Here is a 24,288-nt window from a genome sequence, read left to right as displayed (position 1 = left end):
CCCCGACACAGACGGGTTCGACTCCTCGTCACCATCGCAACACCGAGGTAAGGACGGCTGGACCAGTGCTTCGTAGCCGAGGATCGCGGATCGCAACGACCGCTTTCGCCATCGCGGCCAGCGCCATGCTCGCCGCACCGGCGTCGACCATCGCCGCTCCCGCGCCCGCCCCGCAGGCGGCGCCGATCAGCGTCCCGATGGTGCCAGAGGGCGTCCCCGTCGACGCGCTCGCCGCCTTCGCCCCCGCCGTCGCCGGTCTCATCGCGGGCCCGGCCGACGTCGCGAACCCGCAGACCGCGCTGCTCGACCAGGCGCGCACCCTGCTGGCCACGCTGAACCTCCCGCCCGCCATCAAGTCCACCCTCGAGCGGATCATCACCTTCCTCGACGGCAGCGGTGGCGGCGGCCCCGAGATCCCCGAAGACGGGCCGGTCATCGCCCAGTTCCTCTACCCGACCATCGGCAAGGGCTGCATCGGCGACGGCGCCGACTCGGTCGGCACCGCGCTCGCGGTCGCCGGTCCGGCCCAGCTGCCCCCGCCCGGCCCCGCCGCCGGTCAGGCCGGTTTCGTGTTCACCGCGCTCGGCACCAAGGCGCCGACCGCCGAACAGAACCCGCCCATGACGGTCCAGTGGCTCAACCTCGACACCCGCCAGTCGGCCGTGCAGACGTTGACCGACGAGGCCAAGATCAACCCCGGCGGCCCCGCCACCCTCTCGGCCATCGCGAACACCGGCCACGGCCGGGTCGTCGCCGTCGTCTCCGGCTCCCTCACCACCGCCGCCGAAGGCGCCGCCCCCCGCACCTGCTCCTTCATGCCGACCCTGGGCTTCTTCACCGTCTAGGAGTAGAGAACTCACCGAACCCGGTCCCGTTCCCATCGAACGGACCGGGTTCGGTCGTTTCCGGGGTGTTCCGGTGGCGCGGGGTATGTGGTAGACCGAGACGATGGCGACCAACCAGAGCTCTGTCCAGGATCTCCGGTCGATCCGGAGCAGGAGATCGCACCGGTCCATTCTGTCGTGGCGGTCCGAGGGGTCGATTCTGTCGATCGGGTCGGCGTATTCGGTGCTCTCGATCGGCAGTGTCGGGTCGGTGCTCTCGGTCGGGTCGGTGGGGTCGTTCGGGTCGGTGATCTCGTCGGGCTCGTTCGTGAGTTTGGGGTCGGCGTTCTCGGGGCTGTCGCGGTGGTCGCTGCTGTCGTGGCTCGGGGTGCATTCGGCGCCCGAGAACCGGGCCGCGCTGCGTGTGGTGCCCGACGACGAGCCCGAGTTGCGGCTCGCGCCGACGCGGCACAGTCAGACCTAGTGGTTCACCACTGGCCGTAGTCGGAGGCCAGTACCCGGTTCAGATCGACGCCGACGCCGTCGATGCTGCGCTTGTCGATCTCGAACTGGTGCAGTTGTGCTCGCGGGTGCACGTAGCCGCGCGGGGTGCCCCAATTGTGCTGCCAGAACCAGGAAGACAGGCCCGCGTCCAGGGCGCGGTCGATGGTGGGGGTGTTGGCGTAGATGCCGACGAGGTCGTGGCCGAGGACCGATTCCCAGCCCTCGATGTAGGGGGCGATCATCTCGTCGAACTCGTCCTCGTCGGGGTTGTCGTCGATCGAGGCGTAGATCGGGGCGGAATCGGGGCCGCCTGCGGCACTGTGCAGCTGCCAGCCGCGCTCGGCGTGGCGTTTGCCCGCCTCGCGGCCGCCGCGCCAGTCGGCGGTGGGGCCCTTGCCGAACTGGTAGTTCGACACGATCGACAGGCCCTCCGACCACAAATCCTCCACCTCGGCGGCCCGCAGCGGCTTGCCTTCCATCCACTCGGCGCCGGGCCTGCGATCGGAGACGTAGCGGATCACGCCGATGTGTCCGGCGGCGCGGATGGCCGAGGCCGAGGGCACGCCCGCCGCGTAGTCGACCATGGTGCCGAAGGACCGGGCGGCGGCGGGGGCGGCGGCCAGGCCCATCCCCACGGTGGCCGCGGCGGCGGCGAATCCGAAGAACTCCCGCCGATTCACAGAGGTGGAACGCATCGCAGGACTCCTTCACGCAGCCTCGAACGTCGCCTCATTGCACCACAACCACAGGGGAACCGCCAGAACCAACGGCCACATTCACCCCACGAGTCACACGGGTGTCAGGTGGCGCCGTCGATCGCCGCGCCCACGTCGATGGTCCGGCCGCTCGGATCGGCCAGCTCGGTACTCACCACCGCGACGACCTGGGAGATGATCTGCTTCTTGATCCCGGCGAGGCGCGCCAGCGTTGCCGCGCGCAAACCCTTGGCCCGGAACTCCATCGAGATGTCCTCGACCGCGGGCGGCGGCACATCGATGACGATCTGTAGCGGCTCGGCGGCCCTGGCCGTGAGGACCAGCGGAATCCGCAGGTCGGCGCGGTAGTGGTTGGCCTTGAGCACGTCGACTGTGATGTCGAGGCCCACCGGCAGCACCATGTCGAAGACGCGCAGGTCACCGGGTGCGCCGGTGCCTCGGTCGAGCACGCGTGGCTCCTCGATCGCGCCGCGCACCGTCACCGTGGCGGCGCCACGGGGGCCCTCCGAGAGCGGGCCGACCTCGATCGGGCTGCCCGCCATCTGGCCGACCACGCCGTGCACGCGCTCGCGGGTGACGATGGTGGTGAAGAAGCGCAGGCCGAACTCGCGGTAGTCGATCCACTCGAAGACGGTGTCGTTGCGGTGCGGCGAGCGGTAGCCGTCGAGGATGGCCTCGATGTCGAAGACGCGCTCGGAGCGCACCTTCGGGTCACCGACGATGGCGTTCACCCGGCCCGCGACCTCGCGCTGGACCAGGCCCGCGATGGGGTCGAGCAGCATCTCCCAGGCACTGTCGACGGCTTCGGCGCGCAGGGTGAAGCTCACGTCCCGCGCGGTCACCGGGGCCACGTCGATCACCACCAGCAGGGGCGCAGCGGTGCGGGCGTGCAGGGTCAGGCCGATCTCGACCACGGCGGCCAGGCCCAGTTTGCGGCCGCCCAGCACCAGGTTGACGGCCAAGGTCAGCGGGATCTTCACGCCGAAGCTGAGCGCGTCACCGGGTGTGCGGGTGACCACCGGGGTGCCCAGCGTGCCCTCGGCGGCGAACCCGGCCAGCCCGGCCGGACCCAGCGAGAACGGGCCGATCTGCACCCCGCGCCCGGTCATCCCGGCCACGGCGGCGGCGATGCGGTCCTCGGTCACCGCGTAGGTGACGAAGCGCTCGCCGAAATCGGCGTAATCGATCCACGTCGGGTCTCGACGGGCCTCATCGGTCACCTGCGCATGCACATCCGACACCGTAACAACTCCTCCGTCCTGCCGATGAGGGGGAAGCAGGACGGAGGAGCCATCGGCGGCGCTGCCGGGCGCCGCACTGTCCATGGTACGGGCACCCGCGTGGCACCGCCGTCCAGGTTCACAGCAGTTGTCTTGAGCGACAATCGATTTCAGAAACGTCCATAGCCGACCAGATCGTTGGTTTCGGCCAGGGTGATGGTGCGGACCCGAATACCGCCCAGTTCGTTGCCACCGATGGTGGTGATGGTCTCGCCGTCGGACTCCAGCACGATGTTGGTGTGCTGACCCAAGGGACTGTCCGGGCCGTAGAGCACCACGTCACCGGTGCGCGGCCGGTAGCCGACGTCGTTACGGGTGAACCGGCCGACCTGCTGGTAGTACTCCTGCAGCGTGTAGACGCCCGGGATGCGCCAGGCCCCGGAGTTCGGGTTGGCCAGCGGCCTGCCCGCCTCGCGCATGGTCCAGCTGACGAAGTCGGCGCACCACGCCTCCTCGACGCCCTCGGCGTATTTGCGGCCGTCACCGGGCTGCTCGTATTCGCGCCGCAGCACCTCCACCAGCGCGATCTGCTGATCGTCGAGGTGTTCGGTGTCCAGCGACGGGAACGGCTCGCCCCAGTCGTGCTGCCACCACACCAGTCCGCCGACGATCACGGCCGTGGCCGCCAGCAGTCCGGAGATACCGAGCATCCAGCGGCCGACGCGGCCGGTGGGTTCGGTCTGAAGTTGCGTCATCGCCCCCCGCTTTCGTTGTGCCTGTGCACTCTAAGACGAACCGGAGGCGCCGTGGGTTCCCCCTGAGGGAAACCGGTCGGTGTGCTCCGGAGCGGGCCGGGCGGGAGCACGACCACCGGGTGGACCCCTGCGCCACCCGGGCGTCGGCTCGACAAACCGCGCTCTCGGCGCGCAGCAAGCGTGCGTGCCATCCCCTCCGGCGACATCCGCGCACGGGGGCGCGGACGTGGTTTCGAACACGTACCGCTCCGGAACACACTGACCGGACCAGCGTGGACGCCGACGCGCGGCGCCCGATGATGCTGGACTGGTAGCCGTGCGGTGTCCCGCCCGGCTGTGAGAATTTTTGCGAACGCTTTACTGTCGGTCAAGCTAGACGACTGTCCCAATTTGTCCCATCGACGCAGCGGAGGAACGTGGCGTGGAAGACCCGCACGCACCGGTGGCGCGATTCCTGCGCGAACGCCGGGAGTCGGCGGGCCTGACCAGAGCCGCGCTCGGCGCCCGCGCCGGGATCTCCCCCGCGCTCGTGCAGAAGATCGAGCAGGGCACCCGCGTCCCCACGCTCGAGGCGCTGACCTCGCTGTTCGAGGCACTCGACGTGCCCGATCTGTTCCGCGAGCACCTGGTGTCGCTGTCGCTGTCCCCGCGCTACGACGCGCCCGCCCCGGCCCTCGCACCGGAGGTCCCCGAGGCGGATCTCACCCTGTTGGACAACCTCACCCAGCCCGCCTGCCTGCTGGTGTATCCCACCTCCGACATCCTGGCCACCAATCCCGGCTGGGACCGGCAGTTCCCCGGCATGGTGGCGGGAACGACGCTGCTGGAGTGGATGTTGCTGGACCCGGCGGCTCCGGAAGTGGTGCTGGACTGGGAGCGCCAGATCCACCTGTTCGTCTACAGCTTCCGGGTGACCGCGCCCGGCGTGGTGCCGCAGAAACGCATCGACGCCATCGTCGACTCGTGCTCGCGCGCCGCCGTGTGGACCCGACTGTGGACGACGGCCCCGGACATCCCCGACAACGCCGACGCTCCGGAGTTGCTGCTGCGCCACCCCGAGACCGGCGAGCCGACGCGCTCGGCCCTGCACAATCTGGAGTTCACCTTGCCGCGCCGACCCTGGTCGCTGGTCACCGTGGCGCCGCACGCCGCGCGGAGAAGGAGTGACATGTGAAGGACGACCCGCACGCCTCGATCGCGCGCTACCTGCGCGAGCGCCGCGAGTCGGCGGGGCTGACCCGCACCGCGCTCAGCGCCGCCGCGGGCATCTCCCCCGCGCTCATCCAGAAGATCGAACAGGGCACCCGCACCCCCACCGTGGAGACGCTCAACGCCCTGTTCGACGTGCTCGAGGTGCCCGACCTGTTCCGCGACCACCTGGTGTCGCTGTCCTACGCCGACCGCTACGACAGTTCGGTGCCCGACACCGGCACCGTGCCCGCCGCCGACCTGGACCTGCTGAACTCCCTGCCCTACCCGGCCAGCCTGCAGGTGTACTCGTCCTTCGACATCGTGGCCGCCAACGCGGCCTGGGAGCGGCACTTCCCCGGCCTGCACGCGGGCACCACCCTGCTCGAGTGGATGATGCTCGACCCCCGGTCGCGGGTGGCGATGCTGGACTGGCACAAGCAGGTGCACCTGTGCGTCTACGGGTTCCGGGTGATGAGCCCGGGTGTGGTGCCGCAGCGCCGGATCGACGAATTGGTCGCGACCTGCTCCCAGGCCGAGGAGTGGACCGAGTTCTGGACGACCGAACCGGACGCGCCCACCCATCTGGACCGTCCGGTGCAGCGCGTCCGGCATCCGGAGACGGGCGAGTCGGTCACCATGACCATGCACGTCCTCGACTACACCATTCCGCGCCGGGAATGGGCGCTGGTGGTGTTCTCCCCGGTGCCGGACCCGCGCTAGTCGGCCTTGCGCATCGGGATGCAGGCGGTGAGCGCGATCGCGACCACCGCACCGGCCATCGCGATGAAGAACGCGGTGTGGAAGCCCTCGCGAGACGGCAGCACGTGCGGGCCGAGCTGCATGGTCATGTGCGCGAGCACCACGCCCATCACCGCGGCCGAGGTCGAGGTGCCGATCGAGCGCATCAGCGAGTTCAGGCCGTTGGCCGCCGCGGTCTCGGTGATCGGCACCGCGCCCATGATCAGCGCGGGCATGGCCGCGTAGGCCAAGCCCACACCACCGGCGACGATCACCGAGGCCAGCATGATCTGCCAGACGCTGTCCATCATCAGCACCGCGCACAGGTACCCGATACCGATCACGGCCGAGCCCAGCGCCAGGGTGAGCTTGGGCCCCTTCGCGGCCGACAGCCGCGCCGAGACCGGCGAGAGCAGCATCATGACCAGCCCGGTCGGCGCCATCGCCAGACCCGCGACCACCATCGACAGCCCGAAGCCGTAACCGGTCGCCTCGGGGGCCATGAGCAGCTGTGGGAAGGTCAGCGACATGCCGTAGAGCGCGAAGCCGACGGCGATCGAGGCCATATTGGTGAACAGCACGCGCGGACGCGCCGAGACCCGCAGGTCGACCAGCGGCGCGCTCTGGCGCAGTTCGTAGAAACCCCAGAGCAGGAAGCTCACCAGCGACGCCGCGAACAGACCCAGGATCGAAGCGCTGGCCCAGCCCCAGTCCGCGCCCTTGGTGATGGCGATCAGCAGCGTCAGCAGCGCGATCGACAGACCCAGCGCCCCACCGAAATCGAACTTGGCGGGCGTGCGCACCGGCGATTCGGGCACGAACACGAACACCAGCACCGCGCAGACGATGCCAAGACCCGCCGCGGTCCAGAAGAGCATGTGCCAGTCGGCGTTCTGCGCGATCACCGCGGCGAAGGGCAGGCCGATGGCACCGCCGACACCGAGCGTCGCGCTCATCACCGCCATCGCGCCGCCGACCTTGGCCGGGGGCAGTTCGTCGCGCATGATGCTGATACCCAGCGGGATCGCGCCCACCGCCGCGCCCTGCAGCGACCGGCCGACGATCTCGGGCACCAGCGAGGAGAAGCTCGCGCAGACCACCGAGCCGACGATCATGAACCCGAGGTTCACCACCAGCACCAGGCGCTTGCCGAACATGTCGCCGAGCTTGCCGGAGATCGGCGTGGAGACCGCGCCCGCCAGCAGCGTCGCGGTGATCACCCAGGAGGCGTTGGACGCCGAGGTGCTCAGCAGGGTGGGCAGCGAGGGGATGATCGGGATGACCAGCGTCTGCATCAGCGACACGACGACGCCGACCGTGCTGAGCACCGCGATGAGCACCGCCGGGGTGATCCGGCGAGTTTCGGGGGTGGCCGAGGAGACGTCGGCGGTAGTTACGGACACGAATATGCACCGTACACAGCATGTGCATACTACACAATTTGGTTTCGGGTGAATCACGCGACATAGTGGGCACATGTCCGATTCCGGCCCCGCCGACGACACCCCGTTCGCCCGCCTGGTTTTCGAGCTGAACCTGATCTCCCGGCACTTCCCGACGACCTCGCGGCGCCGCCCCGGCTTCCAGCTCGACCGCTCGGCATTCCTCATCCTCACCCGCCTCGACCTGGGCGAACCGCTCAGCCTCAAGGAGTTGTCGGAGGCTTTCCAGCTCGACATCTCCACCATCAACCGGCAGGTGGGCGCGATGCTCAAACAGGAGCTGGTGGAACGGGTGCCCGACCCCGAGGGCGGGCTGGCCCGCAAGATCCGCGCGACCGCCGAGGGCAGGGCCGCGCTGGCCGCCGACCGCAAGCATCGCGCCGACGGGATCGGCATCGTCGTCGCCGACTGGGACGCCGCCGACATCAGCGAACTGAGCAGGCTGATGCGCAAGTTCAATCGCTCGGTCGAACAGATCGAGCGCAACCCGTGGCCGAGACCGCCGCACACCGACGGCTAGCGCGCTAGGCTGCCGCGCGTGATCACTCACCGGTCCGCGCGTCCGAGCTGGCTCGCATGGGACAACTACTTCGTCGGTGTCGGCGGATTGGTCCTGGGCCTGTGCTTCGGCACCTGCGCGGCCCTGATCGCGGGGCCGGGCCGCAACCTCGCGGCGATCGTCCTGGTGGTTCTCGCCGGACTGTGCGTGCTGCCCGCGCTGGTGCGCGCGGTGATCGAGCTGAGCGTCTGGCTGCGACTGGCCGTGCTGGTGCTCGGCTTCGCGATCCTGCTGCCCGCGATCCTGGTCAGCCCCGGCGTGCGGGACTGGGCCGCCGAACGCTGGCAGCAGGCGTGGAAGTGACCGCTACCGATTCGGGCCGACAGCGAGCAGCAGCTGCAGCGCCTTCTGCAGGAACTGGGCCGACTGCCAGGTGAAATAGGAATCGGCCGCGGCCGCCGAGGCCTGCGCCGAACCGGTCGCGAGCTGCGCCGACCCGGTGGCCAGATTCGCCGAGCCGGTGGCCGACCCGGTCGCCGAGCCCGTTCCCGGCACGGCCGAGGCGGGCGCCGCCGCCCCGATCAGCCCGATCGTCAGCGCGGCACCCACCAGGGCGACCCGCACGGCATACGGCTTGGACGTTTCACGACCGGACAACATCAACCTCGAACCCACTCTCGGAAATCACTGCGAGTATGCAGTATTCACGCCACAACTCGGCACCGAGCCCGATTCGCCCGGATTGCGTGACGGGCGCGAGCCTTTCCCATCATGACGCGCGCTGGCAAGGGCCGATAGACACCGGATCTCGGGGCAGCGCGGGAGCGTAGGCTCGGCACGTCAGGTCGGGTTCCCCAGTGGCACAGGAGTTGGCGGTCATGAATGTTGTTCGCGGAATCGGCATCGGCGCGGCGATCGTGGTCGCCGCGACGCTCTCGGCGACCGGAGGCGCGGCCGCCGACCCGGTCGTCGTGCCCTTCCAGGTGAATCCGGCGCCCTTCGGCAATCCGAACGGCAGTTTCGACGTTCCCCCGATCCGCTGCGCCGTCGTCCTCGACCAGCCCGGATCGGCGGTGATCACCGGCGGGAACGCGGGCGGGTGGGGCTGCCTGCTGTCCGCGCCGGTCCACTGGGTCAACCTGACCACCGGCGCGACCGGCTACGCCCAGCTCTCCGACGGGCTCAACGGCATCGCGCCCCGCGCCACGATCGAGACCGGCGCCGGACAGATCGCGCTGATGCTCACCTCGATCAGCGGCGGCACCACCACGCCCGGGTTCGCGACCTTCGCCGTCGCGTAGACGCGCGAACGCCGGGGTGCGGAATCTCCGTCACCCCGGCGTTCGCGCGTGGATGTCAGCGGAAGCGGCGGGTCTTGCGGGCGGGCTCCGCGTGCTGGGTGGCCGCGTCCACGCGTTCGCGCAGGACCTCGACCAGGGCCGTACCCCGCTGACGGGCGGCCTCGGCCAGCTCCGGCCCCCGGTCCTTGGCGATCTCGGCGAGATGAGCACCGCGTTCCTTCGCGGCCTCGGCCAGCTGCGGCGCGCGTTCGCGGGCGAGCTCGCCCCAGTGCGCGCCGCGCTCTTTGGCCACCTCGGCCAGCTGCGGGCCCCGGTCCCGAGCCAGTTCGCTCAGCTGCTGCCCCCGTTCCTTGGCGGCGTCGGCCAGCTGCGGTCCTCGATCGCGAGCCAGCTCACCGAGCTGCTGGCCGCGTTCCTTGGCCACCTCGGCGACCTGCGGTCCACGCTCCTTGGCGAACTCGCTGAGCTGCGCGCCCCGCTCCTGCGCGATCGCGGCGAGATGTTCGCCCTGTCCCTGCGCGGCATCGGCCAGCTGGGCCCCGCGCAGCTTGGCGGCGCCGACGAGCGCGGCACCCTCCGCCTTGGAGTCGTGGCGTTCCAGCGCCTTGCGCGCCCGCCACCCCAGCGACGGCTTGCCCGCGGTGTCGGAGGCGGTGATCAGCAGCCCGCCGAGCAGGCCGAGATCCTTCAGGAATCCGATGCGTTTGACCGCGCGCCGATCCGGGTCCGGTTCGGCCCAGAAGTCCTGCTCGGTGACCGTCCCCGGCACCACCGTCGCCGCCAGCACCAGCGCGGCGGGCCGCGGCGCGCGGCCGCTGGCCAGCAACAACCCACCCGCGATCTGCACCATCGAGTTGATCCGCACCCACTGCCCCGGATCGTCGGGCACCTTCGCGGCGAGCGCGTCGGGCAGCCCCGAACGCCCCTTGTCGGCCAGCGCGGACGCGGCCTGCGCCCGGGGTTTCGGATTCATCAACCCGTTCACACCCCCGGCGACGAACGTGGTGGCCAGCAGAGTACGGGCGAGACGGCGGACAGGCTTGATCGGCATCGTGGGAAATCCCTTCGTCTACGACTGGGGAGAACGCAGCTCCTCATCCTGCGTCTACCCGGACCTCCCGAACCGAAACGACGCGCCGACGGACCCGTGCCCTACCGAGTGACGTCGTCAGGCCGCCGCCAGCACCGCGTTCCGCGCCCGATGACCGCTCGCCCGGTCGGCCAGGCGGGTGATGGCCTCGGCGACTCGGGTGGGTTGTTCGAGGATGACCGAGTGGCCCGCGCCCTCGATAAGGACGAAGTCCGCGTAGTCGACGGCGGCGGCCATGGCGACCGAGTGGGAAGGCGGCGTCATCAGGTCGGCCGTGCCGCTCAGGATCAGGGTCGGGATGGCCGACAGCGCGGGCAGGACATCGGTGCGGTCGTAGGTCATGAAGGCGCTCAGGAAACTCGCCATGGTGACGATCGGCGTCTCGTTGTGCATCGCGTAGGCCAGCGCCAGCACCCGGGGGCTGACCTGCCGATCGCCGAACTCCGCAGCCCGCACGACCGGCGCGAACACCGTGCACGCCACCCGCTTGACCCGCTGCATCAGCCGCGGCGCGCGCCGCACGGCCGCCTGGAATCCGGCGACGATCGGGTGCCGCAGCAGTCGCCCGAACCCGGCGTCGGCGAGCCCGTTCGCGGCGGTCGCGATGAGCCCGACGCCGACGACGCGCGTCCCGATCTCGTCGCGATGCTGGTCGAGGTAGGTCAGCACGGTCATCCCGCCCATCGAGTGCCCGACCAGCACGACCGGCCCGGTCGGCGCGACCGCGTCGAGCACCTCGCGCAGGTCCGCACCGAGCTGCTCGAGGTGATACGACCGCCCGTCCGACGCCGCCGAAGACCCGTGGCCGCGATGGTCGTAGCAGACCACCCGCGCGTCGGGATTGTCGCGCAGCAGCACGTCGCGCACGTCGGTCCACGATTCGCTGCGCAGGCAGTGCCCGTGGATGAGCACGATGGTGACCTCCGCCGCACGCCGCCCGTACTCGCGCACCGCCAGCTCCACCCCATCGTCGGTCGAAACCGTGACACGCCGCTCCGCCGTGCGGGCGATTGTGCTGATGGTCGACATCATGGCCTCCGATCCGGGTGGTTGACACGTACAACTCTGCGCCGAATCGGCCCCCACCAGCAGATCCCCGAGTGCTGGCACCCGACCCCCGAGGGTGCACAGAATCCCCACCTAGGTGCTGCCCGCTACCCTCGGCATCACCATCGAGGGGGGAATATGACAGACGCTCGCGAGCTCCCTGCTGACCTCCGTGTTCTTCGTCTGGCTTCTCTCCTCCTTCTAGCGCGCATCGCCCTAGACTCGCGCCATGACCGTGAGGATGAACAACGTCGGCATCGTCGTGGAAGACCTCACCGCGACGATCGAATTCTTCCGCGAGCTCGGCCTGGAACTCGAAGGTCAGGGTTCCGTCGAGGGCGAGTGGGCCGGTCGCGTCACCGGTCTGGGGCACCAGCGCGTCGAGATCGCGATGATGCGCACCCCCGACGGCCACAGCCGCCTCGAACTGTCCCGCTTCCTCGAACCGGCCGTCATCGCCGACCACCGCACCGCCCCCGTCAACTCCCTGGGCTACCTGCGCGTCATGTTCGAGGTCGACGACATCGACGACACCCTCGCCCGCCTCCGCGCCCACGGCGCCGAACTCGTCAGCGACGAGGTCATCCGCTACGAAGACGTCTACCGCCTCTGCTACATCCGTGGCCCGGAGAAAATCCTCATCGGTCTCGCCGAATCGCTGCACTGACCCGGCTGGACACCGCCTCCGAGGGTTGACAGACTGGCGTGGCGTCGACGCCCGGGGAGGCATGTGTGAGGTTGGCACCGGGCACGGTGGTCGGTGGCTATGTCATCGAACGACTGCTGGGCGCAGGTGGGATGGGCGCGGTCTATCTCGCCCGGCATCCTCGAATGGACCGGCGCGTGGCGTTGAAAGTCCTCGAGGAGACGGCCGACAGCGACGCGAAGATGCGCCGGAATTTCGAACGGGAAGCCACGCTGGCGGCGAGCCTGGAGCACCCCAACATCGTGCCGGTGTACGACCACAGCTCACCCGACGAACCGCGACTGTGGATCGCCATGAAATATGTTGTGGGACAGGACGCTTCGGTTCTGGTCCGGCAGCAGGGACCGCTGCCCCTGGCCCGCGCGGCACAGCTGATCAGCGATATCGCGGCGGGCCTCGATCACGCGCACCGCGCGGGCGTGCTGCATCGCGATGTGAAGCCCGCCAATATGCTCGTCGAGGTCGGGCCCGACGGCCGCGAGCGCGCGCTGGTCACCGATTTCGGGATCGCCCGCGCCGCCGACCACACGCTGACGATGTCGGGCATCATGGCCAGCTTCGCCTACACCGCGCCGGAGCGTTTCCTCGGCTCACCCGCCGACCAACGCGCCGATGTCTACTCACTCGGCTGCTCGCTCTACGAATTGCTCACCGGCAGAACGCCGTTCGAGAGCACCGAACAGGCCACGATGGTCGCGGCACATCTCACGGCCACCCCACCGCGCTGCACGCAGGCCCGGCCCGACCTCCCCCACGGCGTGGACGAGGTGATCACCCGCGCCCTCGCCAAGCATCCGGACGACCGGTTCACCAGCTGCGGCGAATTGGCGACCGCGTTCTCGGAACTGACTCGCGCACAACCCGATACGGCCGTATCCTCGCGCAAGATCGGCCGCAGACAGGTGCTCATCGGCGCGGCCGTGATCGCGCCGATCGCCGTCGCGGGAACCACGATCCCCCTTCTGCTGCACCGTGACTCGCCGTCGACGAGTGCCGCCACACCGCCGACGAGGCGCACGCCCACAGCCGATTTCCGAACCACTCTCCCCACCAGGGACAGCGTCAGGCACTGTTCGTTCAGCCGGGACGGTTCACAGATCTTCGGAGACAGGCGGATCTGGGATGTCGCGACCACGAACATCACCCGCGAATTCGACAAACCGGTGCTCGCGTGGAGTCCCGACGGCGCCGTGGTGGCACTCCAGAACTCCGGCGCGCCGATGGCCAGGACGAGCGACGGCACACCGGTCGGACCCCCACTAACCGGCGGCGACCAGCACACGGCGGCGTTCAGCCCGGACAGTTCACTGTTGGCCACCGCGGGCACGACGGGCACCGTCGTCCGCCTGTGGAACACGCGCACCGGACAACCCACCGGAGAACTGGTCGGCCACGGCGACACCGTGCGAGCGATCGCCTTCAGCCCCGACGGCACCGTGCTGGCCACCGGCGGCTTCGACCGGACCGTTCGATTCTGGAGCATCCCCGCCCAGCAGCCGATCGGCCAGCCGCTCGCCCATCAGGCCACGATCACCTCGCTCGCATTCAGCCCCGACGGCACCATGCTCGCCGCCGTGGAGGGCGAAAACATCCAGCTCTGGCAACTCGACGCGCACATCACCGCGACGAAGGTGAGCCCCTGGAAGGACAGCCGCTCCAACTCGTACAACGCCGTCACCTTCAGCCCCGACGGCACCGCCCTCGCGGCAGTCGGCGACAAGACTCAACTCTGGGACACGCGAACCCGCCAGCCGATCACACCGTTCACCACCTCCGGCGGCAACGCCCTCGCCGTCGACCCCACCGGCACCGTCCTCGCCATCGGCACGGACACCGGCGTGGCCCTATGGACCCTCACACTGCCCGAATAACCCGCCTCACCGCGACCGATTGACCCGCACAGCCTCATTGATCAACGCCTTGAACGCCTCCGCATCGAGCTCATCGTCCTCGTGCAGATCGATCGACCGCCCCACCGGCGCCTGCAAACTCGCATTGAACAACCCCGCCGGATCGCTCACCGACGACCCCTTGGCGAAGTTGACCTTCACCTTCCCCTTGTACATCTCCAGGGTGCAGATCAACCCATCGAGCGAAAAAGCGGGCACCCCGTCCGGATTGGACGGCTTCTTCCACTTCATCTCCTCGACCACATCCGGCTCCGCCGCCTTGATCAACGACCGAATGTCATCAACCCTGCCAACCCGCCAGTCCTCTGCCATCTCCTGATGGTAAGGCCCAGAACCCGCAGCTCTACGGGCTCAGCCCTCCGCGGCGTCGTGTTCAATTTTGATGTCTGTTCAATTAAGATGAACAGCATGTTTGATCGAACAAGCCATGACGACGTAGAGCGCATGGCGGCGGACGTCCTGGCGACGATCGCGATCGATTTCAGGTTGGTGCGCTGGGAGTCGGAGACGACCGCGATCGTCGAACTGGCCCGCGGCGGGTTCCGTGCGAAGTATCGGATGGCATGGATTTCGCACATCACACTGTCGGCACTGTCGCAGATCGAGCGGCCCGACGAGACGTATCGCCTACTCGTCGCAGGCCCCCACGTCAGCAGCCGGACCGCCGATGCGCTTCGTGCAGCACGTATCGACTACATCGACTGCGCTGGAAACGCCCACCTGAACTTCGACCCGGTCCTGGTGGACATTCGTGGACGCCCCCGCATCACACCGATAAGGGGGCGAGGATCTGCCGATGGCAACCTGTTCAGCGCGAAGCGAATGCAGGTGCTGTTCGTCCTCCTTGCATGGCCAGATCTCGTGAACCGGCCGGTTCGCACGATCGCCGACACCGCCGGAACATCGGTGGGAATCACACAGTCGACACTGGAGATCATGAAGGAGTCCGACTACGTAATCGGACGATCCCTCCATCGGCGCGACGAACTCATCGATCTATGGGCTGCCGCGTACAGAACCACGTTGATCTCGAAACTCCGTGAGACATCCTTCACGGGAGATATCACGAATTGGTCGCCACCGCCGGGATGGGAGGTGAGTGGTGAGTCCGCTGTCGAAACGATCCGGCGACCGCAGACACTCACAATCTATGTCAAGAACTTCGACCCGATCGAGGCTGTTGAAAACGGCTGGCGCAAGTCAAGTGACCCGAACATAGAGGTCCGCCGAAAGTTCTGGGATGCGCCGACATGGGCATCCGCCCTAGAGGAGAAAGATATCTTCACGGAATCAGCAGTCCCGTCACTGATGGTGTACGCGGATCTTCTCGCCTCGGGAGAGCCACGACAGATCGACGTAGCAGAGGCACTGAGGAGGGACCATCTTGTTTGACCCTCAGCGCATCGACACCCAGGCGCTGAGTCTGGTCGACAGGGTCGTCGACGCATTGGTGTCGGGTTCAGGGGCAACCGACACATCGATCATGGTCGTCGGCGCACACTGCCGCGACTTGCTGCACGCATCGTTCGGACGCGCCGACGTACTCCGCTCGACCAGCGATGTCGACCTCGGCGTGGCGGTTGATGGAGACGCCGCGTACCGACAGATCGTCTCGACATTTCCGCCCTCAGGAAGAACCGAGATTCGCTATTCGATCGCCGGTATCTCGGTCGATATCGTGCCGTTCGGCGAGATCGAGGACCCGGCCGGGACGACGGTACTAGCAGGCAGGAAGGAGACACTGGACGTCTTCGGCTTCCGTGAAGTCTTTTCCCATTCAGAGGTTTTGCGATTGCCGAGCAACCACCGGGTCCGGATTCCCACACCAGCCGGCTACACCGCGCTGAAGCTGAAGGCCTGGTGCGACAGGTCGATCAACGGCGAGTACAAGGATGCGGGCGATATCGCGACCGCAGGTAGCTGGTATCAGGAGGACGCGGACATCCGTGCCACGCTCTACGGGCCGCGCACCGACCTTCTCCTGCGTGCGGAAATCGACGTAGACGTCGCTGCGCTCCACCTCCTCGGCGAGGAAATGGCTGAGATTCTCGGCAGCGACCGCGTCGCGGAGTTGTCAGCGGCGTGGCAGCGCACCAATCGCGAGCTACTGACCGAGTACTTCGCTCGCCAACGGTCGAGAACACGTCCCGACCGAGCAGCGGCTGACCGAGCGATCACAGGACTGACTGCGTTTCTCTACGAATGAATTCTCAGTCCGTCGTCCTGCGGGATATCCTGACGAAGAACGCCCCAGTGTCGCCTCTGAAGCAATTCATGCGCCTGGGGCTCCTTCAATTCACCCCAGGCGCAACGAATTACACGTTGAAGCGGAACTCGACAACGTCGCCGTCCGCCATGATGTAATCCTTGCCTTCCATGCGGACCTTGCCCGCGGCCTTGGCGGCGGACATGGAGCCGGTTTCGACGAGGTCGGTGAAGGCGACGATTTCGGCTTTGATGAAGCCGCGTTCGAAGTCGGTGTGGATGACGCCCGCGGCCTTGGGGGCGGTGTCGCCCTGGTGGATGGTCCAGGCTCGGGCTTCCTTGGGGCCTGCGGTGAGGTAGGTCTGCAGGCCGAGGGTGTGGAAACCGGCGCGGGCCAGGGCGTGCAGGCCGGGTTCGGTCTGGCCGATGGACTCGAGGAGTTCCAGGGCGGACTCGTCGTCGAGTTCCAGGAGTTCGGCTTCGACCTTGGCGTCGAGGAAGACGGCGTCGGCGGGGGCGACGGCGGCCTTCAGTTCGGCGACCTTGGCCTCGTCGGTGAGCACCGATTCGTCGGCGTTGAAGACGTAGAGGAAGGGCTTGACGGTGAGCAGCGAGAGTTCGCGCAGCAGGTCGGCGTCGATCTTCTTGCCCGCGGCGAACAGGGTGGTGCCCTGGTTGAGGAAGTCCTGGGCCACGACCGCGGCGTCGAGCAGCGGCTTGCGGTCCTTCTTGACCTTGGCTTCCTTCTCGAGGCGCGGGATGGCCTTCTCGAGGGTCTGCAGATCGGCCAGGATGAGCTCGGTCTCGATGACCTCGATGTCGGCGGTGGGGTCGACGCGACCGTCGACGTGCACCACGTCGTCGTCGGCGAACACGCGCACCACCTGGCAGATGGCGTCGGCCTCACGGATGTTGGCCAGGAACTTGTTGCCCAGGCCCGCGCCCTCGGAGGCGCCCTTGACGATGCCCGCGATGTCGACGAACGACACCACCGCGGGCACGATCTTCTCGGAACCGAAGATCTCGGCCAGCTTGTTCAGCCGCTGGTCGGGCAGCGGGACGACGCCGACGTTGGGCTCGATGGTCGCGAACGGGTAGTTCGCGGCCAGCACGTCGTTCTTGGTCAGCGCGTTGAAGAGCGTCGACTTACCGACATTGGGCAGACCGACGATTCCGAGGGTGAGGCTCACTGTGTTTATTTTGCCGCACCTGCGGCGCGGCGTGTTCGCGGCCCCCTTGGGGCCCGCCGGTCAGGTACCGCGGCTTGCTCCTTCGTCGCCTACGCCGCGGCACCTGACCGGCGGGCCGGGCCGCGAACGGCCCCTCCCCAGGGGTCGGGGGTGCGTGGGTTCTTTTTACGGAACCAGCACGACTTTGCCCAGGTTGGCGCGCTGCTCGATGACCGCGTGCGCGGCGGCCGCGTCGTCGAGCGAGAACTCCGCGTGCACGACCGGGTGCAGCAGGCCGGAGGCGTAGTACTGCCAGACCTCCTGGCGCAGGTCCTCGTAGCGGGCGGGGTCGCGCTGGGCGAGGCGGCCGATGCGGAAGCCGGTGAGGGTCTTGCCGCCCGCGAGCAGGTCTTCGGCGTCGATGAGGCCGCCGCCGGTGCCGTAGGTGACCACGCGGCCGCCCTCGGCCAGCCCGGCCAGGGTGCCGCCGAGACCGGTGCCGCCGACGCCGTCGAGGGCGTAGTCGGCCTGCTTGCCGCAGTGCAGCTGGTCGTAGGTGAACACCTCGTCGGCGCCGAGTTCGCGCACGAAATCGGCCTTGGTGGGATCGGAGACGGCGGCCACGACCCAGGCCGCGCCGCGCACGCGGGCCAGCTGGACCGCGAGGTGGCCGACGCCACCGGAGGCGGCGGTGATCAGGGCGGTCTCGCCCTCGCGCGGGGCGGCGGTGTCGAGGGCGCCCAGGGCGACCAGGCCGCTGCGCATGAGCGCGACCGCGTCCACGGCGGAGGCGCCGTCGGGGATGGCGGAGGCCTGGTCGGCGGCCAGCACGACGTATTCGGCGTAGGCGTCGGAGGTACACAGGCCGACGACGCGGTATCCGGCGCTGTAGCCGTCGACCCCGTCACCGACGGCGACCACCTCACCGGCGACCTCGGCGCGCGACTCCTGCGCGACCGCGCTGATCCGTCGGATCGCCGACAGCGTGACCCCGACGGCCTCGACCCGGACCAGCAGCTCACCGGCGCCGGGCACCGGCACCTCCGCCGCGACGACCTCGAACGCCTCCGGACCACCGCTGCGCTCGTACTGAACCCGCCGCATGACACCTCCTACAGATTTGGGCGAAGGCGCAACGTTAACCGGGCGAGTGCGCGTTTCCACAGGCCATGGACGTGTGAGTGCGAAATCTCACCGACTCCGCGACACTGCGGAGAGCACCTTCACGAAACGGTTACCCCGCTCGGGTAGCCGGGACGCGTGCGTCATCCCACACCCCCGTGGCCTTGACCTGGCCGCGCGGTCCTGTCCCGGCGTAGCGTGGCGGACATGGAGGCGACCACCGAGGTGGTGACCGCGGCCCCCGCGCCGGTGCTGGCCGCGTTCATCGACCGGTATGTGGGCTATCGGATGGCGGGCTACGCGCCCGGCCTGCATCGCGGCCTGCCCTCGCGGCACATGACCTTCATCGTCGCGATCGGCCCGACCATCGACGTGGTCACCCAGACCGATCCGCACCAGGCCCCGGGCAGCTATCGCTGCGTGTTGAGCGGTTTGCAGGCGTCACCGGCGATGATCGCGCACACCGGTTTCCAGGAGGGTGTCGCCATCGAGCTGACACCACTGGGCAGCCGGGTGCTGTTCGGGATGCCCGCCAGCGAACTCTGGGACCTCTCGATCGAATGCACCGACGCCCAGCGGGACCTGGGCGACCAACTCGCCGACGCCGTGCAGTCGAGTCCAGCGTGGCCGGACCGCTTCGCCGCCTGCGACCGGGCGCTGTCGGCGGCGGCCCGCACCGGGTCACTGGCCGGACCCGAACTCACCTGGGCCTGGCGCACCCTCGTCGGCACCGGCGGCACCTGCGAGATCACCCCGCTGGCCGAGCGGATCGGGTGGAGTCGTCAGCACCTCACCCGCAAGTTCAGCGCCGAGTTCGGCGCGAGCCCGAAACTGGCGGCGCGGATCATCCGGTTCGAGCGGGCCCGGCGGATGCTCGCGGCGACCCCGTCGTTCGTCTCCATCGCCCAGGTCGCCGCCGCGTGCGGCTACTACGACCAGGCCCACCTCGACCGCGACTTCACCGAGCTGGCTGGCTGCTCCCCCAGCATTTGGCTGAGCGAGGAAGAGGTTCCATCCGTCCAAGACCCGGACGCCGCCGACACGCGAGGCTGAATCCATGGACACCACCACCAACACCAAGACCGGCGTCTGGCCCTGCCTGGCCTTCGACGACGCCCGCGCCATGATCGAATTCCTCACCACCGCCTTCGGTTTCATCGAGACCGCGGTCTACGCCAGGGAGGACGACCCGTCGGTCGTCGAACACGGCGAACTGCGCTGGCCCGCGGGCGGCGGCATCATGTTCGGCTCCACCGGCCGCGACGAATCCCCCTTCGGCAGCCGTCCCGCGGGCGCGGCCGCCCTCTACCTGATCACCGACGACCCCGACGCCCTGCACGCCCGCGCCACCGCCGCGGGGGCGAGGATCATCCGCGGCCTGCGCGACGAGGACTACGGCTCGCGCGGCTTCAGCGCCGCCGACCCGGAGGGCAACCTCTGGAGCTTCGGCACCTACACCGGGGAATGACGAAGCGGTGGGCGGCTGCACCAGCCACCCACCGCGTCCGTCCGGTTGCGAAGAATTACAGCGAACCACCCCCTCCCACGAGCCACGGGTTGAACTCGCACACCAGGTTCGGGCTGGCGGCCGGATCCAGCGCGCGCAGCGCGATGGACAGGGCTCGCGGCGAGTACATCATCGTCAGGTGGTCGGAGACGTCCTGCTCGCAACCGTCCTGGAGGGTGATGTTGTCGACCGTGGCACCGGGACCGGCCTTCAGGAAGGTCAGGTCGTAGGGGTTGGTGACCTCGTCGTAGCGGCTACCGACCACGGTGTAGTCGACGCCGGGGACGGTGTCGCCGTTGGCGTTGAGCTGGTTGACGAAGTCCGAGCCGATGGTCTGCTGGATACCCGCGTGACCGACGAAGATCTCGATGAACCCGAGGATGTCGATACCGAGGTTGTTGATCATGCGGCCCAGCGCGCCGATGCCGTCGAGCGAGGTGCCGTGGTGGGTGGCGCCGAAGGTGATCAGGTTCTTCACCTTGGCCGCGCCGCCCTCGTACTTGGTGTACCAGTTCGACATCGACCCACCCTGGGAGTGGGCGACCAGGTCGACCTCGTCGGCGCCGGTCGCGGCGAGCACCTTGTCGACGAAGGTGGCCAGCTGCTTGGCCGAGTCCTGGATGTAGCCGGTGCCCATCACGCCGGGCAGCACCGAGCCCAGGCCGCCGCCCTCGAGCAGGTTCGAGCGGCCGTAGTTGAAGGTGAAGGTGCAGTACCCGGCGTCCTTGATCGGCTGGCTCATGTAGGCGAAGCCATTGTAGGCGTTCATCCAGGTGCCGTGGATCAGCAGGACCGGACGGGGATGTTCGGCGGTCGGCTTGCAGTTCCAGTCGTTGGTGCCCGGCGGGGCCGCGTCACCGTTGGCCAGGCCGTAGGCGAACGCGGGCAGGAACGCCGACTGCTGCGGCCCCCAGCCCTTGGTGTCGCTGGAGTAGCCGCCCGCGGACCCCGAGCTCGAGCCCGAGCCGCCGTAGCAGTCACCGGACCCGTTGCCCGAGCCCGTGCCCGAACCCGAGTTGCACCCCGACCCCGACGCGCTGCCGCTGGGCCCCGCGATGGCCCCCGCGCCGATGATCTCGGCCAGCGCCTGCTCGGTGGGTTCGGGGGTGGGATTCGCCGAGGCACCCGCCCCGGACATGGCGACAGCCAGAGCGCTGACGCCGATCATCACTGCCGCATGCACACTGCGTCTGCGGCCGCCGGTAGTTCGCATAAAGACTTGCCTTCCGAAGGAAAAAGGATTCGGCCCATGAGCCGCCCCGAACCTATGGCGCGAACACCGTGAAATCGGCGCGGTACCACCGCATCTGGACAGCTCACGAACAGATCACGAACAACCCCATGGCCGCGCACAGGAAATTATGGAGAATTCCGCCGAGCCAAGAACAAACCCCACCAACACCCCGCTGACCAGCACAGAACCAGCCACAGTGATCCACAACAGACACTTAGCCGAATTCACTGTCCAGCACACAAAACAATCCGCAACCAAAAGAATCCCGACCCCGAGGAGGGATCGCCGACGAAGTCGGCGGTTCGCGCCCGTCCCGTCGATCAGGCGCCGTGGCGTAGGCGACGAAGGAGCAAGCCACGGTGCCTGATCGACGGGACCCCAGGGGGCGCGAACTCGAGCGCGCCAGCGCTCCAATAACCCTGAACAAAATTTCATCTTGGCCGCGAGGGCGGAGATCCCGCTCGATCCGGAGAGTCGATCCGCTACCTTGTCGATGTTCCACCCGAGGCTCTACGCGTTCGATCAGGAGTGAGTCCATGGCGACGACCATCGAGTATCTGCGGACCGAGCCGGATCTTCCTCCGGTCGGTCTCGTCGACCGCACGCCGATCACCCCGGCCAAGAAGGCCGTGTTCGCGGGGATCGCCGTGCTCGGCGCCATCGCCTGGACCGTCGTGGCCTTCGTGCGCGGCGAGTCGGTGAACGCGGTGTGGATCGTGATCGCGGCGGTCTGTACCTACATCATCGCCTACCGCTTCTACGCGCGGTTCATCGAATGGAAGATCACCAAGCCGCGTGACGACGTGGCCACGCCCGCCGAGATCTACGACAACGGCAAGGATTTCATGCCGATGGACCGGCGGGTGCTCTACGGGCACCACTTCGCCGCCATCGCGGGCGCCGGACCGCTGGTGGGTCCGGTGCTGGCCGCGCAGATGGGCTATCTGCCGGGCACCATCTGGATCATCGTCGGCGTGGTCTTCGCGGGCGCGGTGCAGGACTATCTGGTGCTGTGGGCCTCGACCCGGCGCCGGGGGCGCAGCCTCGGGCAGATGGCGCGCGACGAGCTCGGCACGGTCGGTGGTGTGGCCGCGATCGTGGCGATCCTGGCCATCATGACCATCCTGCTCGCGGTGCTCGCGCTGGTGGTGGTCAACGCGTTGGGTGAGAGCCCGTGGGGCGTGTTCTCCATCGCGATGACGATCCCGATCGCCCTGTTCATGGGCGTGTACCTGCGGTATCTGCGGCCGGGCAAGGTCGGTGAGGTCTCCGCGATCGGCATCGTGCTGCTGCTGGCGGCCATCGTCGGCGGTGGCATGGTGTCGGAAACCGAGTGGGGCACCGACTGGTTCACCCTCTCGCGCACGACCATCGCCTGGTGTCTGATCGCCTACGGCTTCTTCGCCTCGGTGCTGCCGGTGTGGTTGCTGCTGGCGCCGCGCGACTATCTGTCGACGTTCATGAAGGTCGGCACGATCGTGCTGCTGGCGGCGGGCATCCTGATCACGATGCCGGTGCTGAAGGCGCCCGCGGTCTCGGAATTCGCGCACAGCGGAACGGGTCCGGCGTTCGCGGGCAGCCTGTTCCCGTTCCTGTTCATCACCATCGCCTGCGGCGCGCTCTCGGGTTTCCACGCGCTGGTCTCCTCGGGCACCACGCCCAAGCTGCTGGCCAAGGAGTCCAATGCCAGGATGATCGGCTACGGCGGCATGCTGATGGAGTCGTTCGTCGCGGTGATGGCGATCATCACCGCCTCGATCATCGACCAGCACCTGTACTTCGGCATGAACGCGCCGGGCGGGCTCACCGGCAACACCCCGGAAACCGCCGCCGCCTACACCAATTCGCTGGGGCTGAGCGGTCCGCCCGCCACGCCGGAACTGTTCGCCGACGCCGCCGCCGATGTCGGCGAGAACTCGGTCATCTCGCGCACCGGTGGCGCCCCGACATTGGCGGTCGGCATCTCCGAGGTGTTCCACCAGTTCCTCGGTGGCGAGTCGATGAAGGCGTTCTGGTACCACTTCGCGATCATGTTCGAGGCGCTGTTCATCCTCACCACCATCGACGCGGGCACCCGCGTGGCACGGTTCCTGGTGTCGGACGCGCTGGGCAATTTCGGCGGTGGCTTCCGCAAGTTCAAGGATCCGTCCTGGCGGGTCGGCGCGTGGGTGTGCTCGCTGCTGGTGGTGGCGGGCTGGGGCAGCGTGCTGCTGATGGGCGTCAACGATCCCTTCGGTGGCATCAACGCACTGTTCCCGCTGTTCGGCATCGCCAACCAGTTGCTCGCCGCGATCGCGCTGACGGTGGTGCTCACCATCATCGTCAAACGCGGGCAGTGGAAGTGGGCGTGGATTCCGGGCGTGCCGCTGGTCTGGGACCTCATCGTCACCATGACCGCGTCCTGGCAGAAGATCTTCTCCGACGATCCCAAGCTCGGCTACTGGAAGCAGCACAGCCTGTGCCAGGCGGCCAAGGACGCGGGCAAGGGCTGTCTGACGGCCAAGACGCCCGAGCAGGTCGAGACAGCCATTCGCAACACCTTCATCCAGGGCACGCTCTCGATCGTGTTCGCGGTGCTGGTGTTGATCGTGACCGTGGTCGGCGCGTACGTGTGTCTCAAGGCGATCCGTTCGGGCACGGTGTCGAGCACCGAGTCCGAGGAGCAGCCCTCGAAGATCTTCTCGCCCAGTGGCTTCCTGGCCACGGCGGCGGAGAAGGACGTGCAGAAGGAGTGGGATGTGCTCATCGCCGAGGGCAAGGTGAGCGCGCCCGGATCGGCGCACGTGTCGTGAGCGCCGCCCGTGGCGCCGCCCGCCGGTCCCTGGGATCGGTGGTCGGCGCCGGGTGGGCGTGGACGCGGTCGGCGGCACGCGGGGTCGCCTGGTGGTACAGCGCGATCAACGGCGGCCAGGACTACCGCCGGTATGTCGAACACCGCGCGCGCACCCATCCGGGCGAGCCGATCGCCTCGGAACGGGACTACTGGCGCGAACGCTACGCCGAAGCCGACCGCAACCCCACCAATCGCTGCTGCTGACCGGCCCCGCACCGGCCCGCGCCCCGTCGGGGGTATGTGGCCGATTTCCGCTAGCGTCGGCGCCGTCGTGC

General features: G+C 68.4%; 26 protein-coding genes. 15 read left to right on the top strand and 11 right to left on the bottom strand.

The genetic code is table 11. The features are described from left to right. The first annotated feature begins 125 nt into the window (after positions 1 to 125). Together QC180_RS14195 and QC180_RS14190 are read left to right on the top strand one after the other, a co-directional pair. A complete protein-coding gene (locus tag QC180_RS14195; protein ID WP_278263201.1) occupies positions 126 to 845 on the top strand; it encodes an Rv1157c family protein in 720 nt (239 codons plus the stop codon). A 103-nt stretch (positions 846 to 948) separates the two neighbouring features. Beyond that, positions 949 to 1,308: a hypothetical protein gene (locus tag QC180_RS14190; protein WP_278263200.1), complete on the top strand. Its 360-nt coding sequence runs from the start codon at positions 949 to 951 to the stop codon at positions 1,306 to 1,308. Positions 1,309 to 1,312: 4 nt separating this feature from the next. On the opposite strand, the gene QC180_RS14185 is transcribed toward QC180_RS14190, so the two are convergent. The 3 genes from QC180_RS14185 to QC180_RS14175 all read right to left on the bottom strand — a co-directional run bounded on the left by QC180_RS14185 (position 1,313) and on the right by QC180_RS14175 (position 4,019). Further along, positions 1,313 to 2,023 (bottom strand): DUF1906 domain-containing protein, encoded by a 711-nt coding sequence (locus QC180_RS14185; RefSeq protein ID WP_278263199.1) that lies wholly within the window; start codon positions 2,021 to 2,023, stop codon positions 1,313 to 1,315. A gap of 104 nt (positions 2,024 to 2,127) precedes the next feature. Continuing rightward, the gene (locus tag QC180_RS14180; protein ID WP_278263198.1) at positions 2,128 to 3,285 is read right to left on the bottom strand and encodes a hypothetical protein; all 1,158 of its coding nucleotides are present in this window, start codon (positions 3,283 to 3,285) and stop codon (positions 2,128 to 2,130) included. Between the two features lie 149 nt (positions 3,286 to 3,434). Then, entirely contained in the window at positions 3,435 to 4,019 is a 585-nt protein-coding gene (locus tag QC180_RS14175) for a CHAP domain-containing protein (protein WP_278263197.1), read from the bottom strand. A gap of 421 nt (positions 4,020 to 4,440) precedes the next feature. On the opposite strand from QC180_RS14175, the gene QC180_RS14170 reads away from it, so the two are divergent. Together QC180_RS14170 and QC180_RS14165 are read left to right on the top strand one after the other, a co-directional pair. Continuing rightward, on the top strand, positions 4,441 to 5,193 hold the full coding sequence (locus QC180_RS14170; protein ID WP_278263196.1) for a helix-turn-helix domain-containing protein: 753 nt from the start codon (positions 4,441 to 4,443) through the stop codon (positions 5,191 to 5,193). Continuing rightward, positions 5,190 to 5,930 carry a helix-turn-helix domain-containing protein gene (locus QC180_RS14165; RefSeq protein ID WP_278263195.1) on the top strand — a complete coding sequence of 247 codons (741 nt, stop codon included), beginning with the start codon at positions 5,190 to 5,192 and terminating at the stop codon, positions 5,928 to 5,930. The genes QC180_RS14170 and QC180_RS14165 overlap by 4 nt, the downstream gene beginning before the upstream one ends. On the opposite strand, the gene QC180_RS14160 is transcribed toward QC180_RS14165, so the two are convergent. Continuing rightward, positions 5,927 to 7,357 carry an MFS transporter gene (locus QC180_RS14160; protein WP_474646462.1) on the bottom strand — a complete coding sequence of 477 codons (1,431 nt, stop codon included), beginning with the start codon at positions 7,355 to 7,357 and terminating at the stop codon, positions 5,927 to 5,929. The two genes, QC180_RS14165 and QC180_RS14160, sit on opposite strands and share 4 nt — an antisense overlap. A gap of 67 nt (positions 7,358 to 7,424) precedes the next feature. Here QC180_RS14160 and QC180_RS14155 point away from each other — a divergent pair, with 67 nt between their 5' ends. Then, entirely contained in the window at positions 7,425 to 7,910 is a 486-nt protein-coding gene (locus tag QC180_RS14155) for a MarR family winged helix-turn-helix transcriptional regulator (RefSeq protein WP_278263194.1), read from the top strand. Positions 7,911 to 7,928: 18 nt separating this feature from the next. Next, positions 7,929 to 8,252 carry a hypothetical protein gene (locus tag QC180_RS14150; protein WP_278263193.1) on the top strand — a complete coding sequence of 108 codons (324 nt, stop codon included), beginning with the start codon at positions 7,929 to 7,931 and terminating at the stop codon, positions 8,250 to 8,252. A 3-nt stretch (positions 8,253 to 8,255) separates the two neighbouring features. Here the strand turns inward: QC180_RS14150 and QC180_RS14145 are convergent, their stop codons facing one another. Continuing rightward, positions 8,256 to 8,549, bottom strand: a complete 294-nt coding sequence (locus tag QC180_RS14145) for a hypothetical protein (RefSeq protein ID WP_278263192.1) — start codon at positions 8,547 to 8,549, stop codon at positions 8,256 to 8,258. Positions 8,550 to 8,767: 218 nt separating this feature from the next. On the opposite strand from QC180_RS14145, the gene QC180_RS14140 reads away from it, so the two are divergent. Beyond that, entirely contained in the window at positions 8,768 to 9,190 is a 423-nt protein-coding gene (locus QC180_RS14140; protein WP_278263191.1) for a hypothetical protein, read from the top strand. Between the two features lie 55 nt (positions 9,191 to 9,245). Here QC180_RS14140 and QC180_RS14135 read toward each other — a convergent pair whose 3' ends face one another. Continuing rightward, a complete protein-coding gene (locus QC180_RS14135) occupies positions 9,246 to 10,241 on the bottom strand; it encodes a DoxX family membrane protein (RefSeq protein ID WP_278263190.1) in 996 nt (331 codons plus the stop codon). A gap of 117 nt (positions 10,242 to 10,358) precedes the next feature. After that, the gene (locus QC180_RS14130; protein WP_278263648.1) at positions 10,359 to 11,309 is read right to left on the bottom strand and encodes an alpha/beta fold hydrolase; all 951 of its coding nucleotides are present in this window, start codon (positions 11,307 to 11,309) and stop codon (positions 10,359 to 10,361) included. Positions 11,310 to 11,556: 247 nt separating this feature from the next. On the opposite strand from QC180_RS14130, the gene QC180_RS14125 reads away from it, so the two are divergent. Continuing rightward, positions 11,557 to 11,994 (top strand): VOC family protein, encoded by a 438-nt coding sequence (locus QC180_RS14125; protein ID WP_278263189.1) that lies wholly within the window; start codon positions 11,557 to 11,559, stop codon positions 11,992 to 11,994. Positions 11,995 to 12,059: 65 nt separating this feature from the next. After that, the gene (locus QC180_RS14120; protein ID WP_278263188.1) at positions 12,060 to 13,904 is read left to right on the top strand and encodes a WD40 repeat domain-containing serine/threonine protein kinase; all 1,845 of its coding nucleotides are present in this window, start codon (positions 12,060 to 12,062) and stop codon (positions 13,902 to 13,904) included. Between the two features lie 6 nt (positions 13,905 to 13,910). Here the strand turns inward: QC180_RS14120 and QC180_RS14115 are convergent, their stop codons facing one another. Beyond that, positions 13,911 to 14,255 (bottom strand): DUF1801 domain-containing protein, encoded by a 345-nt coding sequence (locus tag QC180_RS14115; RefSeq protein WP_278263187.1) that lies wholly within the window; start codon positions 14,253 to 14,255, stop codon positions 13,911 to 13,913. Between the two features lie 96 nt (positions 14,256 to 14,351). Here QC180_RS14115 and QC180_RS14110 point away from each other — a divergent pair, with 96 nt between their 5' ends. Both QC180_RS14110 and QC180_RS14105 read left to right on the top strand, forming a co-directional pair. Continuing rightward, positions 14,352 to 15,335: a type IV toxin-antitoxin system AbiEi family antitoxin gene (locus QC180_RS14110; protein ID WP_278263186.1), complete on the top strand. Its 984-nt coding sequence runs from the start codon at positions 14,352 to 14,354 to the stop codon at positions 15,333 to 15,335. Then, the gene (locus QC180_RS14105) at positions 15,328 to 16,149 is read left to right on the top strand and encodes a hypothetical protein (protein WP_278263185.1); all 822 of its coding nucleotides are present in this window, start codon (positions 15,328 to 15,330) and stop codon (positions 16,147 to 16,149) included. Before QC180_RS14110 ends, QC180_RS14105 begins: the two co-directional genes overlap by 8 nt. Positions 16,150 to 16,258: 109 nt before the next feature. Here the strand turns inward: QC180_RS14105 and ychF are convergent, their stop codons facing one another. Continuing rightward, on the bottom strand, positions 16,259 to 17,338 hold the full coding sequence (gene ychF / locus QC180_RS14100) for a redox-regulated ATPase YchF (protein ID WP_278263184.1): 1,080 nt from the start codon (positions 17,336 to 17,338) through the stop codon (positions 16,259 to 16,261). Between the two features lie 165 nt (positions 17,339 to 17,503). Beyond that, positions 17,504 to 18,421, bottom strand: coding sequence for a quinone oxidoreductase family protein (locus tag QC180_RS14095; protein ID WP_278263183.1), 918 nt, complete (start codon positions 18,419 to 18,421; stop codon positions 17,504 to 17,506). 225 nt (positions 18,422 to 18,646) lie between these two features. Between QC180_RS14095 and QC180_RS14090 the strand changes: the two genes are divergently transcribed. Then, positions 18,647 to 19,492 (top strand): helix-turn-helix domain-containing protein, encoded by an 846-nt coding sequence (locus QC180_RS14090; RefSeq protein ID WP_278263182.1) that lies wholly within the window; start codon positions 18,647 to 18,649, stop codon positions 19,490 to 19,492. A gap of 4 nt (positions 19,493 to 19,496) precedes the next feature. Beyond that, positions 19,497 to 19,907, top strand: coding sequence for a VOC family protein (locus QC180_RS14085; RefSeq protein ID WP_278263181.1), 411 nt, complete (start codon positions 19,497 to 19,499; stop codon positions 19,905 to 19,907). A 55-nt stretch (positions 19,908 to 19,962) separates the two neighbouring features. On the opposite strand, the gene QC180_RS14080 is transcribed toward QC180_RS14085, so the two are convergent. Then, on the bottom strand, positions 19,963 to 21,114 hold the full coding sequence (locus tag QC180_RS14080; protein ID WP_278263180.1) for an esterase/lipase family protein: 1,152 nt from the start codon (positions 21,112 to 21,114) through the stop codon (positions 19,963 to 19,965). Between the two features lie 602 nt (positions 21,115 to 21,716). Between QC180_RS14080 and QC180_RS14075 the strand changes: the two genes are divergently transcribed. Together QC180_RS14075 and QC180_RS14070 are read left to right on the top strand one after the other, a co-directional pair. Beyond that, a complete protein-coding gene (locus QC180_RS14075; RefSeq protein ID WP_278263179.1) occupies positions 21,717 to 23,972 on the top strand; it encodes a carbon starvation CstA family protein in 2,256 nt (751 codons plus the stop codon). Continuing rightward, a complete protein-coding gene (locus QC180_RS14070; RefSeq protein WP_474646444.1) occupies positions 23,969 to 24,217 on the top strand; it encodes a YbdD/YjiX family protein in 249 nt (82 codons plus the stop codon). Before QC180_RS14075 ends, QC180_RS14070 begins: the two co-directional genes overlap by 4 nt. The last annotated feature ends 71 nt before the right edge of the window (positions 24,218 to 24,288 follow it).

This window comes from Nocardia anocheti (assembly GCF_029675105.1).
GTDB lineage: Bacteria > Actinomycetota > Actinomycetes > Mycobacteriales > Mycobacteriaceae > Nocardia.
The sequence above is the reverse complement of the archived record's forward strand: the minus strand, read 5'-3'. Positions and strand labels throughout refer to the sequence as shown.

Coding starts and splice junctions, on each gene's coding strand:
- QC180_RS14115 (WP_278263187.1), bottom strand. CDS start 14,255: ATGGCAGAGGACTGGCGGGTTGGCAGGGTTGATGACATTCGGTCGTTG.
- QC180_RS14110 (WP_278263186.1), top strand. CDS start 14,352: ATGTTTGATCGAACAAGCCATGACGACGTAGAGCGCATGGCGGCGGAC.
- QC180_RS14080 (WP_278263180.1), bottom strand. CDS start 21,114: ATGATCGGCGTCAGCGCTCTGGCTGTCGCCATGTCCGGGGCGGGTGCC.
- QC180_RS14155 (WP_278263194.1), top strand. CDS start 7,425: ATGTCCGATTCCGGCCCCGCCGACGACACCCCGTTCGCCCGCCTGGTT.
- QC180_RS14195 (WP_278263201.1), top strand. CDS start 126: ATGCTCGCCGCACCGGCGTCGACCATCGCCGCTCCCGCGCCCGCCCCG.
- QC180_RS14185 (WP_278263199.1), bottom strand. CDS start 2,023: ATGCGTTCCACCTCTGTGAATCGGCGGGAGTTCTTCGGATTCGCCGCC.
- QC180_RS14135 (WP_278263190.1), bottom strand. CDS start 10,241: ATGCCGATCAAGCCTGTCCGCCGTCTCGCCCGTACTCTGCTGGCCACC.
- QC180_RS14095 (WP_278263183.1), bottom strand. CDS start 18,421: ATGCGGCGGGTTCAGTACGAGCGCAGCGGTGGTCCGGAGGCGTTCGAG.
- QC180_RS14175 (WP_278263197.1), bottom strand. CDS start 4,019: ATGACGCAACTTCAGACCGAACCCACCGGCCGCGTCGGCCGCTGGATG.
- QC180_RS14145 (WP_278263192.1), bottom strand. CDS start 8,549: ATGTTGTCCGGTCGTGAAACGTCCAAGCCGTATGCCGTGCGGGTCGCC.
- QC180_RS14125 (WP_278263189.1), top strand. CDS start 11,557: ATGACCGTGAGGATGAACAACGTCGGCATCGTCGTGGAAGACCTCACC.
- QC180_RS14090 (WP_278263182.1), top strand. CDS start 18,647: ATGGAGGCGACCACCGAGGTGGTGACCGCGGCCCCCGCGCCGGTGCTG.
- QC180_RS14075 (WP_278263179.1), top strand. CDS start 21,717: ATGGCGACGACCATCGAGTATCTGCGGACCGAGCCGGATCTTCCTCCG.
- QC180_RS14140 (WP_278263191.1), top strand. CDS start 8,768: ATGAATGTTGTTCGCGGAATCGGCATCGGCGCGGCGATCGTGGTCGCC.
- QC180_RS14085 (WP_278263181.1), top strand. CDS start 19,497: ATGGACACCACCACCAACACCAAGACCGGCGTCTGGCCCTGCCTGGCC.
- QC180_RS14130 (WP_278263648.1), bottom strand. CDS start 11,309: ATGTCGACCATCAGCACAATCGCCCGCACGGCGGAGCGGCGTGTCACG.
- QC180_RS14190 (WP_278263200.1), top strand. CDS start 949: ATGGCGACCAACCAGAGCTCTGTCCAGGATCTCCGGTCGATCCGGAGC.